Origin of the sequence: Streptomyces sp. NPDC085524 (assembly GCF_044541755.1) — a bacterium.
Classification (GTDB): Bacteria; Actinomycetota; Actinomycetes; order Streptomycetales; family Streptomycetaceae; genus Streptomyces.
In genome coordinates this window covers 259,727-271,880 of the sequence record NZ_JBITTH010000009.1, presented here as the reverse complement: position 1 = coordinate 271,880, position 12,154 = coordinate 259,727, and the positions used below count along the sequence as shown (strand labels likewise).

10 protein-coding genes are annotated in these 12,154 nt (G+C 74.2%); 7 read left to right on the top strand and 3 right to left on the bottom strand.

Annotated elements, in window-relative coordinates:
- Position 1 precedes the first annotated feature (1 nt).
- Together ACIGFK_RS16625 and ACIGFK_RS16620 are read left to right on the top strand one after the other, a co-directional pair.
- Positions 2-1,780, top strand: a complete 1,779-nt coding sequence (locus ACIGFK_RS16625; RefSeq protein WP_376655189.1) for a glycoside hydrolase family 36 protein — start codon at positions 2-4, stop codon at positions 1,778-1,780.
- Entirely contained in the window at positions 1,777-2,790 is a 1,014-nt protein-coding gene (locus tag ACIGFK_RS16620) for a LacI family DNA-binding transcriptional regulator (RefSeq protein WP_386463072.1), read from the top strand. Before ACIGFK_RS16625 ends, ACIGFK_RS16620 begins: the two co-directional genes overlap by 4 nt.
- Before the next feature lie 55 nt (positions 2,791-2,845).
- Here ACIGFK_RS16620 and ACIGFK_RS16615 read toward each other — a convergent pair whose 3' ends face one another.
- A complete protein-coding gene (locus tag ACIGFK_RS16615) occupies positions 2,846-3,655 on the bottom strand; it encodes a DeoR/GlpR family DNA-binding transcription regulator (RefSeq protein ID WP_376655191.1) in 810 nt (269 codons plus the stop codon).
- A 125-nt stretch (positions 3,656-3,780) separates the two neighbouring features.
- Between ACIGFK_RS16615 and galT the strand changes: the two genes are divergently transcribed.
- The 5 genes from galT (at position 3,781) to ACIGFK_RS16590 (ending at position 9,799) form a co-directional block, all read left to right on the top strand.
- Entirely contained in the window at positions 3,781-4,830 is a 1,050-nt protein-coding gene (galT, locus tag ACIGFK_RS16610) for a galactose-1-phosphate uridylyltransferase (RefSeq protein WP_400052309.1), read from the top strand.
- Positions 4,827-6,041 carry a galactokinase gene (galK, locus tag ACIGFK_RS16605; RefSeq protein WP_400052307.1) on the top strand — a complete coding sequence of 405 codons (1,215 nt, stop codon included), beginning with the start codon at positions 4,827-4,829 and terminating at the stop codon, positions 6,039-6,041. The genes galT and galK overlap by 4 nt, the downstream gene beginning before the upstream one ends.
- A 143-nt stretch (positions 6,042-6,184) precedes the next feature.
- On the top strand, positions 6,185-7,585 hold the full coding sequence (locus ACIGFK_RS16600; RefSeq protein ID WP_376655194.1) for an MFS transporter: 1,401 nt from the start codon (positions 6,185-6,187) through the stop codon (positions 7,583-7,585).
- 76 nt (positions 7,586-7,661) lie between these two features.
- Positions 7,662-8,372: a response regulator transcription factor gene (locus tag ACIGFK_RS16595; RefSeq protein ID WP_400052305.1), complete on the top strand. Its 711-nt coding sequence runs from the start codon at positions 7,662-7,664 to the stop codon at positions 8,370-8,372.
- Complete coding sequence (locus ACIGFK_RS16590; RefSeq protein ID WP_400052303.1) at positions 8,369-9,799, top strand: ATP-binding protein; 1,431 nt, start codon at positions 8,369-8,371, stop codon at positions 9,797-9,799. The genes ACIGFK_RS16595 and ACIGFK_RS16590 overlap by 4 nt, the downstream gene beginning before the upstream one ends.
- A gap of 27 nt (positions 9,800-9,826) precedes the next feature.
- On the opposite strand, the gene ACIGFK_RS16585 is transcribed toward ACIGFK_RS16590, so the two are convergent.
- Together ACIGFK_RS16585 and ACIGFK_RS16580 are read right to left on the bottom strand one after the other, a co-directional pair.
- Positions 9,827-10,795: a TAXI family TRAP transporter solute-binding subunit gene (locus tag ACIGFK_RS16585; RefSeq protein WP_386463055.1), complete on the bottom strand. Its 969-nt coding sequence runs from the start codon at positions 10,793-10,795 to the stop codon at positions 9,827-9,829.
- Between the two features lie 19 nt (positions 10,796-10,814).
- Positions 10,815-12,047 carry a PP2C family protein-serine/threonine phosphatase gene (locus ACIGFK_RS16580; RefSeq protein WP_386463052.1) on the bottom strand — a complete coding sequence of 411 codons (1,233 nt, stop codon included), beginning with the start codon at positions 12,045-12,047 and terminating at the stop codon, positions 10,815-10,817.
- Between the last annotated feature and the right edge of the window lie 107 nt (positions 12,048-12,154).

The window sequence follows — 12,154 nt, the reverse complement described above, 5'->3', positions numbered from 1 at the left end:
CGTGCACACCACCACCGCCCCGGCGCAGGCCCCTGAAGCCGTGACCACCGCGGGACTGGCACCCGCCCGCTTCGAGCCGCTGCTCGACGGCGTCTCGCTCTCCGTCCTGGCCCACGGCGCCGCCCCCGCGTGGACACTGGGTGAGACCACCGGCGGCCTGCGCATGCTGGAGGTGCGGGCCGACGGCGCCCCCGTCGAGGTCCGCTTCTCCGTGCCCCTCGGTGACGCCGCCGGATACTGGCACCCCCAGGGCGGCTGGCGGCGCACCCTCCTCGCCGACTGGGAGGGCCGCTCCCGGGTCTCGCTGGTCGACGGGCACGCCGCCGGATGCCTCTACGACCACTCCGGCGCCACCCTGCTCACCTTCGCCGCGGCCGATCCGGTCCCCGAGGCGAACCTGCGCTTCGGCGTCTCCGAGGAGAACGACACCCACGTCGTCCACCTCCGCCTGCCCGCCTCACGGGGCCCCCACCGGATCCTGCTCGCCCCCCGCTCCCCCTCCGTGGCGCAGGCCATGCGGGCGATCCGGGCCTGGTTCGGCGCAGCGCTCGACCCCGTGCCGGTGCCCGACGCGGCCCGCACCCCCGTCTACTCGACCTGGTACGCCTTCAACCAGGACGTCAGCGCGGCCGCCGTCGAAACCCAGGCCGAACTGGCCGCGGGCCTCGGCTGCGGAGCACTGATCCTCGACGACGGCTGGCAGGAGCTGGGCCACGGGCGCGGCTACGCCGGCTGCGGGGACTGGCGGCCCGACCGGGCCAAGTTCCCGGACTTCGCCGCGCACGTGGCCCGCGTACGGGCCACCGGCCTGCACTACCTGGCCTGGGTGGCGCCGCTGCTGCTCGGCCCGGGAGCCGCCTGCCACGCCCGGTGGGCGGCCCACGCGCCCGCGCCCGCCACCGTGCCCGGCGCGCACGTGCTCGACCCGCGCCGCCCCGAGGTCCGTACGCACGTCGTCGGGCTCTGCGTCCGGCTGGTCGAGGAGTACGGGCTCGACGGGCTCAAGCTCGACTTCCTCGAGCAGGCCATGGTGTACGCCGGCGACGGCGCGGGGGACCTCGGAGCGGCCATGGTGGCCCTGCTGACGGAGCTGCGGGCGGCCCTGGAATCCGTACGCCCGGGCCTGCTGCTGGAACTGCGCCAGCCCTACACGGGTCCCGGCATGGCCCCCTTCGGGAACATGCTGCGCTCCTTCGACTGCCCGGCGGACGCGACCGCCAACCGGGTGCGCACCCTCGACACCGCACTGCTCGCGGTCGGCGGCGCCGTCCACTCCGACATGCTCCTGTGGTCGGCGGACGCGCCCGTGGCCGCGGTGGCCCGGCAGCTGATCGGGGCGCTGCACGCGGTGCCGCAGATCTCCGTACGGCTCGACCGCGTCCCGGCGGCGCACCTGGAGGCGACCGGGTTCTGGCTGCGGCAGTGGCGGCTGCACCGCGAGCTGCTGCTCGACGGGGAGGTGGAACCCGGACGGCCCGACGAGCTGTACCCGCTGGTTCGGGCGAGCGCCGGGGAGCGCTGCCTGCTCAGCGTGCACGGCGACCGGGTCGTCCCGCTGGACTTCTCCGCGTACCGGCACTTCCTCCTGGTCAACGGCTCGGACCGGGACCGGGTGATGGTCGAGGTGCGGGGCGGCGGGGCCCGTATCCGGGGCGCGGTCCACGGACCCGACGGCCGTATGATGGACGGTCCGCCGCCGTTCCTGCCGGAGGGGGCGCACTCGCTGGCGGTGCCGCGCGGAGGTCTGGCGGCGCTCACGATCACGGAAGGACCCCGATGAAGGTCGGTATCACCGAGGTCGCAGCCCTCGCCCAGGTCAGCGAGGCGACCGTCAGCCGGGTGATCAACCGACGCCAGGGCGTGTCGAAGAAGACCCGGGACGCGGTCGAGCAGGCCATGGCGGAGCTCGGCTACGAACGGCAGACCCAGGGCCAACTGGTCGCGGTGATCACGGAGTTCGTGTCCAACCCGTTCTTCGCCGATGTCGCCGAGCGGATCGAGTCGGCCCTGGCCCCGCACGGGCTCAAGACGATCCTGTGCCCCGCCTTCCCCGGCGGGGTGCAGGAGCGGGACTTCATCTCCGCGCTCGTCGACAAGGGCGTCGCGGCCGTAGTCTTCCTGTCCGCGTCCAACACCGTCGAGGGCTCCGACACCGACACGTACGAACTGCTGCGCCAGCGCCGGGTCCCGTACGTCGGGATCAACGGCGAGTTCGCGGACGGGGTGCCCGTGCCCGTCTACTCCACCGACGACGCGCTCGCCGCCGAACTGGCCGTCGACCACCTCCACCGGCTGGGCCACCGCAGGATCGGCATGGTCTCGGGCCCGGCCGGCAACCAGCCCGCCGACCGCCGGGTCCGCGGTTTCCTGGAGGCGATGGCCAAGCGGGGGATCGAGGACCCGGAGCGCTGGGTGATCCGGCAGTCCTACACGGTGGAGGGCGGCCAGGCCTCCGTCGCGCCGCTGCTCGCCCTGGGCGCCACCGCGATCGTCGCGGCCAGCGACTACATGGCCCTCGGTGCGATCCGGGGCGTCCGCCGCCAGGGCCACTCCGTGCCGGGGGACGTGTCGGTAGTGGGCTACGACGGGTCGGCCGTCACGGAGTTCACCGATCCGCCCCTGACCACGGTGCGCCAGCCCGCCGACCGGCTGGCCCTGGAGGTGGGGCGCAGCGTGCTGGCGCTGGTCGGCAACCGGGACGTGCCGACCGGGGAGCTGCTGTTCGATCCCGAGCTGGTCATCCGGGCCACCACGGGCCCTGCGCCGGCGGAGGCCGGCACCGGGGGCTGAAGTGGGCGGCGCCTGGGGCTGAGGCGGGCTGCACCGGCGACCGGGGCGGGCGGGCTCAGATCTCCCCGCCGGCGATGACGAGTTCGCCGACCGTGTCCGCGAGGACGGCCCGGGCCGGGGCGGGCATCGCGGCGTCGGTGACGAACCAGTCGGCCCGGTCCAGCGCAGCGAATCCGCTGAGGCCCACGACTCCCCATTTGCTGTGGTCGGCCACGACGGCGACCCGCCGGGCCGATGCGACCAGCGCCCGGTTGGTCTGCGCCTCCATGAGGTTGGGGGTGGTCAGCCCCGCCTCCTCGCTCACCCCGTGGGCGCCGAGGACGAGCAGGTCCACGTGGAGGGAACCGATCACCAGGTCGGCGAGCGGACCGACCAGTGCGGCCGAGGGGGTGGGTGCGCCGCCGGTGAGCAGCAGGGCGGGGGCACCGTTCCCCGGTTCCCCGCCGGCGGCCCGCACCAGGTCGGCGACCGGGAGCGAGTTGGTGACGATCGTGAGCCCCGGGATGCCGAGCAGCCGGGCGGCGACGGCGTGCGCGGTGGTGCCGCCCGAGACCGCGACCACGCTGCCCGGCTCCACCAGGGTCGCGGCGGCTTCCGCGATGGCCGCCTTCGCGGCGCCCTCCAGATCGGACTTGGCGTCGAATCCGGGTTCGTGGCCGCTGGCCCCGCCCGCGGCGACGGCCCCGCCGTAGACCTTCTCCACGGCGCCGCTCCGGGCCAGGGCGTCCAGGTCCCGGCGGATCGTCATGTCCGAGACGCCGAGCCGCCCGACGAGGTCGGCCACGCGTACCGCGCCGTCGCGCCGGACCGCGTCCAGGATGAGCGCGCGCCGCTGGTGGGCCAGCTGGGCTGCCGGTTCGGCCACGGTCGCTCCCCGGGTTCGGCCTGTGTGTCGGAAAGCAGCAAGATAACACGGCAGCCTGTTGAACCATGTGGAAGTTCACGTCCCCATACTGGTGCCTACTGTTCGGTTCTGTTTATTCTTGGCGGGTGAAGAAAACACTCGCGAAACTCGCGGACGGCCGCGAACTGATCTACTTCGACACCGACCACGGCGCCGTACGCGAGGCTCCCGACCTGCGCCCGCTGGACCCCGTGGACAGTCGGCCCGAACTGCGGCAGGACGAGGCGACCGGCGACTGGATCACGATCGCCTCCCACCGGCAGGGCCGCACCTACCACCCGCCCGCCGGGGAGTGCCCGCTGTGCCCCTCCCGGGACGGACGGCTCGGCGAGATCCCCGCCGCCGACTACGAAGTGGCCGTCTTCGAGAACCGCTTCCCCTCCCTCGCGGCCCCGGTGGGACGCTGCGAGGTCGTGTGCTTCACCCCGGACCACGACGCCCGGTTCGCCGACCTCGCCCCGGCCGGCGCCCGCCTGGTCCTGGACGCGTGGACGGACCGCACCGCGGAGCTCTCCGCCCTCCCGGGGGTCGAGCAGGTGTACTGCTTCGAGAACCGCGGGGCCGAGATCGGGGTGACGCTCAGCCACCCGCACGGCCAGATCTACGCCTTCCCCTTCGTCACGCCCCGCGCCGCCAAGATGGCCGCCGCAGCGGCCGCCCATCGCGCCGCCACCGGGCGCAACCTCTTCGAGGACCTGGTGGCGCGCGCCCGCGCCGCCACCGAGCGCGTCGTGACGGCCGGGGAGCACTGGACCGCCTTCGTGCCGTACGCCGCCCGCTGGCCGTACGAGGTGCACCTCTACCCGCACCGCCGCGTCCCCGACCTGACCTGCCTCACCGAGGCCGAGCGGGCCGAGTTCCCCGGCGTCTACCTGGACCTGCTGCGCCGCTTCGACCGGCTGTTCGCCGTGGCCGGGCAGCCGCAGGCTCCCGCGCCCACCCCGTACGTCTCCGCCTGGCACCAGGCTCCCCGTACCGGCGGGGAGGAACTGGCCCTGCACCTGGAGCTGTTCACCGTCCGCCGGACCGCCGACAAGCTCAAGTTCCTCGCCGGGACGGAGTCCGGTACGGAGGCCTTCATCAACGACGTCGCCCCCGAGGCGGCGGCACTGCGGCTTCGGGAGGCCCTGTCATGAGCCGGTCGGGCCAGTGGGACGACGACAGCCGCGCGGAGCGCGTCGCCGACGGCTTCGAGCGGCTGTTCGGCAGTGCCCCGGACGGGGTCTGGGCGGCGCCGGGCCGGGTCAACCTGATCGGCGAACACACCGACTACAACGACGGGTTCGCCCTGCCCATGGCCCTCCCCCAGAGCACCCTGCTCGCGGCCCGGGTCCGCACGGACGGGCGGCTGCGGCTGCACAGCGCGCAGGGAGACGGCCGGGTCACCGATCTGGAGGTGGCTTCGCTGGCCCCCGGTGCCGTGCCGGGCTGGGCCGCCTACCCGGCGGGGGTGGTGTGGGCGCTCGCCGAAGCGGGACACCCGGTTGCGGGCGCGGACCTCCACTTCGACAGCACGGTGCCCACCGGCGCCGGGCTCTCCTCCTCCGCCGCGCTGGAGTGCGCGGTCGCCGTCGCGTACGACGCCCTGCACGGGCTGGGCCTCTCCGGGGCGGAACTGGCCCGGATCGCCCAGCGTGCGGAGAACGCCTTCGTCGGCGTGCCCTGCGGGATCATGGACCAGATGGCCTCCGTCTGCAGCACCGCGGGAGCCGCCCTCCACCTCGACGCCCGCCACCCCGAGCAGCACGGACACGTCCCCTTCGACCTGCGGGGCCAGGGTCTGCGGCTGCTGGTGATCGACACCCGGGTGACCCACGACCTCGGCGACGGGGCCTACGCGGCGCTGCGCAAGGGCTGCGAACGGGCGGCCGCGCTGCTCGGCCTGCCGGCCCTGCGCGACCTGCCGCCCGGGGAACTCCCCCGGGCCCTGCAGTCGCTGCCGGCCGAACTCGCCCCGCTGGTGCGCCATGTCGTGACCGAGAACGCCCGGGTCACCGAGGCCGTGGCCCGGCTGCAGGAGGGGAACGCCGCGGCACTCGGCCCGATCCTCACCGCCGGCCATGCCTCGCTCCGCGACGACTACCGCGTCTCCTGCCCGGAGACCGACCTCGCTGTGGCCGCCTCGCTGGAGGCGGGAGCGCTCGGTGCGCGGATGACGGGCGGCGGCTTCGGCGGCTCGGTCATCGCCCTGGTGCGGGCCGGGCTGGAGGACTTCGTGGGCGAGCACGTCACGGCCGCCTTCGCCGCAGCGGGCCACCGTCCCCCGCACCTCCTCACCGCCACTCCCGCGGCGGGCGCCCGCCGCCTCGCACCGCCGCCGGGGGGCCCTCACCCCGTACTTCCTTAGCGGCACGTTAGATCTGGCTGCCGGACCTTGTACGGGTGCGACGGCGGACGCATGCTCTGGGAACTTCCCCGGCACGGGGGGCTGGGGAAGTCCCGAATTTCGCGTTCCGCCTCTCGTATCAGGGACTTCCGTCTGGAGCCGCCATGTCCTCGTCCGCCGCCGCCCTGTCCGGACCACCGCCCGTGGACGAGCGCAGGAAGCGCCGCCTCGCTCTCGTCGGCGGCTCGCTCGGCAACCTCGTGGAGTGGTACGACTGGTTCGTCTACGCCAGCTTCGCGATCTACTTCGCCGACTCCTTCTTCCCCGGCGACAACCCGACCACGCAGCTGATGAACACGGCGGGGATCTTCGCGGTCGGCTTCCTGATGCGCCCCGTCGGCGGCTGGATCCTCGGCCGCGCCGCCGACCGGCACGGCCGCAAGAGCGCCCTCACGCTCACCGTCACCATGATGTCGGTGGCCGCGCTGATGATCGCCGTCGCCCCCACCTACGGGCAGGCCGGCTACTTCGGCGCCCTGGTGCTGCTGCTCGCGCGCCTGCTCCAGGGCATGAGCATCGGCGGCGAGTACGCGGCCAGCGCCACCTATCTCACCGAGGCGTCGGCCCCGAACCGGCGCGGCCTGGGATCCTCGTTCCAGTACGTGTCGATGACCTGCGGCCAGCTGCTCGGCCTGGGCATCCTGATCACCCTGCAGCACACGCTCAGCAAGGCCCAGCTGGCCGACTGGGGCTGGCGCATCCCCTTCGTGTTCGGGGCGCTGTTCGCGGTGGTCGTCTTCTGGCTGCGGCGGCGGCTCCAGGAGACCGACGCGTTCAAGGAGCAGTCGTCGGACGGGGACGCCCACGACGAGAGCACGCGCGGCACGCTGAAGGCCCTGTGGGAGCACCGGCGCCAGGCGGGCCTCGTCATGGCGCTCACCCTCGGCGGCACCGTGGCCTACTACACCTACACCACGTACCTCACCAAGTACCTGGTCGGCAGCGCGGGCATGGCGAAGACGACGGCCACGCTGGTGAGTTTCACCGCCCTGGCGCTCTTCGCCGTACTGCAGCCGTTCGCCGGGATGCTGTCGGACCGGATCGGCCGGCGCCCCCTGCTGATCACCTTCGCGGTGGGCTGCACCGTCGGCACGTACCCGATCATGACCGCGCTCGGGTCCGCGTCCTCGTACTGGTCCGCGCTGGGCCTGTCGCTGCTCGCTCTGGTGATCGTCACCGGGTACACCTCGATCAACGCGGCGGTGAAGGCCGAGTTGTTCCCGACCCGGGTGCGCGCCCTGGGCGTGGCGCTGCCGTACGCGATCGCCAATGCGCTCTTCGGCGGCACCGCGGAGTACGTGGCGCTGTGGTTCAAGGACAGCGGCCACGAGACGATGTTCTTCTGGTACGTCTCCGGGTGTGCTCTGGTCTCCCTCGTGACGTACGTCCTGATGCCCGACACCCGCAACGCCGTACTCAGCCGCGCCGAGGCCGACGCGGGCGCCGGTGCCGAGTCCGGCGGCGGCCGGCGGCCGGCCGCGGCTGCCGCCGATCCCGTGCACTGATCGACAGCGGTAACCTGTCACGGGTCATGGACCACGGGTCACGGGTCACCGGCTGCCGGTCGCGAGGAGGCCGTTCGTGCACGCGCTTCTCGTCGAGGACGACGACCGCATGGCCCAGGCGCTCGGCACCGCCCTCGCCCAGCGCGGGCACACCGTCCGCCGGGTCGCCCGCGCCCTGGACGCCCTGCGGCACGTCCGCGAGGCCGAGTTCGTCCTGCTCGATCTCGGGCTGCCCGACCTGGACGGGATAGAGCTCCTGCGGCGGCTGCGCACGGTCTGCGGCGCGCCGTTGATCGTGGTGACGGCGCGCTGCGAGGAGCGCGACATCGTGCAGGGGCTGCGGGCGGGGGCCGACGACTACGTCGTCAAGCCGTTCCGGATGGCCGAGCTGATGGCCCGTATCGACTCCGTGCGCCGCCGCACGGAGTCGCACTCCGCCGGTACCGCGCCGGCTCCCGCCGACGGCGGGCCGGTGTGCACGGGGGACGTCGAAGTCGACCTGGCGGGCCGCACGGTCACCGTGGCGGGTGAGGAAGTCCAGCTGACCCGGCGCGAGTTCGACGTGCTGGCCCTGCTGGCCGCGCGGCCCGGCGAGGTCCACTCCCGGGAGGAGATCCTGGACCGGATCTGGGGGGACGCGTTCCTCGCCGCCTCGCGCTCGCTGGACGTCCACGTGGCGGGCATCCGCGCCAAGACCGGCCGCTCCGGTCTGGTGCGTACGGTCCGCGGGTTCGGCTACCAGCTCGGCTCCCCCGCGTCGCGCGACGGGCGGGACGGCGTTCGGTGAGACGCAGGCTCCTCGCGGTGCTGATGGTGCTCATGGGGGTCGCGGCGCTGCTGCTCTGCCTCCCCCTGGCCGACGCCTATGCACGAGGACGGACCGAACACCTGCTCCTGCAGCGGCGCTCGGAAGCCGTGCGCTTCGCCGACCTCGCCGAACGGATGCGCACCGACGCCGACCGGTCGGAACTGTCCGCCGAGATCAGCCGGTACGCCGAGCTGTACGGGGCGGAGGTGGCCGTGATCGACACGGCGGGCACGACCACCGCGCAGGCCGGGACGGGGGCGGGTGCCGGAGCGGGGGCAGGTGCGGGGGCGGATGCAGGTTCCGGTCCGGGGGCTCCGGGTCTCCCCTCCGCGGCGGCGGAGGCCTGCCGGCGCGCCCTCACCGGACGTTCCACCGACCGGCTCCCCACCCTTCGCCCCTGGGGCCCGGCGACCGTCGTGCTCGCGGAGCCGGTGGGCCGGGACGAGCGGGTCAGCGGCGCCGTCCTGCTGACCGTGCCCACCGGCGCCGCCCGCCGGGACGTGACGGTCCGCTGGTCGCTCATCGCCGCCGGGGCGCTCGCCGCGTTCGCGGCTGCGGCCCTGGTCGCGGCGGGCATCTCGCGCTGGCTGATGCGACCGCTCCTCGACCTGGACCGGGCGGTGGAGGGCCTGGCCTCGGGCAGCCTCCAGGCAAGGGCCGTCTCCGCCACCGGGCCGCCGGAACTGCGCCGTCTGCGGCAGCACTTCAACGGCATGGCGCAGGCCGTCTCCGAATCCATCGGCCGCCAGCGCGACTTCGTCGCCGACGCCTCCCACCAGTTGCGCAATCCGCTGGCCACCCTGGTGCTGCAACTGGAGAACGTCGAACCGTACGTCGCCCCCGGCCCGGGCCGGGCCGAGCACACCCGCGCCCTGGACGAGGCCGGGCGCCTGGAGGAACTGCTCGACGGCCTGCTGGCCCTGGCCCGGGTGGAGTCCGGTGCGGCGGAGCCGAAGGAGCAGGACGTGTCGCAGGCCGTGCGTGAGCGGGTGAGGGCGTGGGACCCGGTCTTCCGCGGCGCCGGACTGGTACTGGCGGCCTCGGAGCTGCCGCAGGACCTGCGCGCACGCGCCCTGCCGGACGCCACCGGCCGCATCCTGGACGCGCTCCTCGACAACGCCGTCAAGTTCGTGCCGCGGGGCGGCCGTATCGAGGTGTCCGCCGCGCGGAGCGCGGACGGGATGGCCGTGGTACGGGTCGCCGACGACGGCCCGGGCGTCCGCGAGGACCAACTCACGCTGCTGGTACGGCGCTTCACGCGCTCCCCCGAGCACCAGAACGTTCCGGGCAGCGGGCTCGGACTGGCCATCGCCGACGAGATCGCCCGGATCAGCGGCGGCCTGCTCGACGTCGGGGCGAATACGCCCCACGGCCTGGTCGCCGAGCTCCGGCTCCCCTGCCCGTGACCGCGCTCGCGACCGCGATCGTGACCGTCAGCCGTACACCGAGCGGTAGTACGCGACCGCGCCCGGATGGAGCGGCACCTTCCCGGTCGAGATCGCGAACCGCGGCTCCAGGCGCGCTCCCGCCGTCACCTCGTGCAGCAGGTCCTGCCTGCGGTCGAACACCACCTGGAGCAGGGCGCGTACGGCACCGGCCGGTACGTCGTCCCGGGCCAGCAGGTAGTTGCCGACGCCGATGGTTCCCACCGGCTCCGTCAGCCCGTACGCCGGAGCCGGCAGGGTGACCGCCGTGTAGACGGGGCCGTGGCGTTCCCGCAGCGCCGCCACGTAGCCGTCCAACGGCAGGAACCGCAAGGGGAGTTCGTTCGCCAGCCCCGACAGCGCCGGCGTGGGCACACCGCCGGACCAGAACAGCGCGTCGACCGCGCCCGTACGCAGCGCCTCTGCCGACTCGGCAAGGCCCAGCTGCCGCTCGTGGGCCCGGGCCGGGCCGTCACCCAGCCCGGCCGCGGCCAGCACCCGCCCCGCCAGGACCTGCACCCCCGACCCCGCCGCACCGGCCGCGACCGGACGGCCCGCCAGCCGGCCCAGCGCCCGCACCGGACCGGCCGCCGGAACCACGAGGTGCGTGTAGTTCACGTAGATCCGGGCCAGCGCCGTCACACCGACGGGCCGGGAGAACCCTTCGCGCCCCAGGACGGCCTCCTCGGCCACGTCCGCCATGGCCAGCGCCAGGTCGGCGGAACCGTCCTCCAGCTTCCGCAGGTTGTCCACGCTGGCGGACGTGCTCACCGGCACGACGTCCGGCGCATCGGCGCCCGCGGCGGCGGCCTGGGCCAGGGCGTGTCCGAAGGCGTTGTACGGGCCGCCCTCCGGCCCGGTGGCGAGCCGGAGCCGCCGCGCCGGGGCCGGGTGTCCCGAGCATCCGGACAGCGCGAGCGCGATCGCCCCGACTCCGGCACCGACCGCGCGTCGGCGGCTCAACTGCGCGCTGCTCACGGCGGAAGCGTAGCCGCCGTCAGAGCCTCACGACGATGAGGGCGGTGTCGTCGGTGACTCCGGCGGGCGGGATGAGGTCGGCGAGGAGGCCGTCGGCGATGGTGTCGGGGTCGGCCGTGTGGTGGCGGGCGAGCGAGCGGGCCAGCCGCTGGAGGCCGGTGTCGATGTCCTCCCGGCGGCGTTCCACCAGTCCGTCGGTGTAGAGGACGAGTACGGATCCGTCGGCGAAGGCGCTCTGCGCCTGGGGGCGGGAGACGTGCTCGGGGCGGACGCCCAGCGGGGGGTCGGTCGCCTGGTCGAGGAAGGTGACGGTGCCGTCGGGCCGGCACAGCGCGGGCGGGGGGTGTCCCGCACTGCTGTAGGCGAGGGTGCGGCCGTCCCAGTCGATGAAGACCGACACGGCGGTGGTGGATTCGGCCCCTTCGACGGAACGCGAGTACAGGCCCACGACTTCGAGGGCCTGGGCTGGGCCGTCGGCGACCCGCGAGGCCGCGGACAGCGCACTGCGCAGCTGGCCCATCACACCGGCCGCCCGCAGCCCGTGGCCGACGACGTCGCCGACCGCGACGGCGGTGCGGTGGCCGTCGGCCAGGTCCACGAGGTCGTACCAGTCGCCGCACACGTTCAGGGCTCCCACGGCGGGCCGGTAGCGGACGGCGGCCTGGTGGTGGGCCAGCGGTCGCGGTGCGGGGAGCATCGCCTGCTGGAGGTGGAGGGCCACCTCCCGTTCGCGGGCGATGGCCCGGCGCAGGCGTTCGTTGACTTCCTGCAGCTCCCGGGCACGGGTGTAGAGCTCGGCCTCCAGCACCGAGGCGTGATCGCTGCCGGAGCGGTCTCCGCGGGCCCGGATGAGCTCCGTCACCTCCTCCACCCGGTGCAGCAGCAGCGCCACGGAGCCGTCGGCGGCCAGGACGGGGACGTTGACCGGGCTCCAGTACCGCTCCTCCCACACCCCGGGCCGGTCCTGGTACTCGACGTCGTAGCGCTGCAGCGCCATGGTGTCGCGTTCGCCGGTGACCGCGACCCGGCGGAGGGACGCGTACAGGTTGCGCATGCCGGTCGCGGCGGGGTCATTCGGGTTGTCGGGGAAGACGTCGAAGAGGTAGCGGCCGATCACCTGCTCGCGGGTGCGCCCGGCCATGGAGAGGAAGGCCTCGTTGGCGTCCGCGTAGACGAGCTCGGTGGTCAGCAGGGCGACCCCGCCGGGCAGGGCCTGGAAGACCTCCCGGTAGTCGATGACGGGTCCGTCCATGATGTCCACCTGCCCGCACGCCGGCCACCGCTCCGATCACTGGGTTCCCACCATGCCACGAGGGCGTGGGGCGGGCCGCTCGGCCCGCCGGGGGTGACGGAGTGCGA

Bases quoted from the DNA above. Each gene is read 5' to 3' on its own strand.
- ACIGFK_RS16620 (WP_386463072.1), top strand. From the start codon at position 1,777: ATGAAGGTCGGTATCACCGAGGTCGCAGCCCTCGCCCAGGTCAGCGAG.
- galK (WP_400052307.1), top strand. From the start codon at position 4,827: ATGAGCCGGTCGGGCCAGTGGGACGACGACAGCCGCGCGGAGCGCGTC.
- ACIGFK_RS16600 (WP_376655194.1), top strand. From the start codon at position 6,185: ATGTCCTCGTCCGCCGCCGCCCTGTCCGGACCACCGCCCGTGGACGAG.
- ACIGFK_RS16580 (WP_386463052.1), bottom strand. From the start codon at position 12,047: ATGGACGGACCCGTCATCGACTACCGGGAGGTCTTCCAGGCCCTGCCC.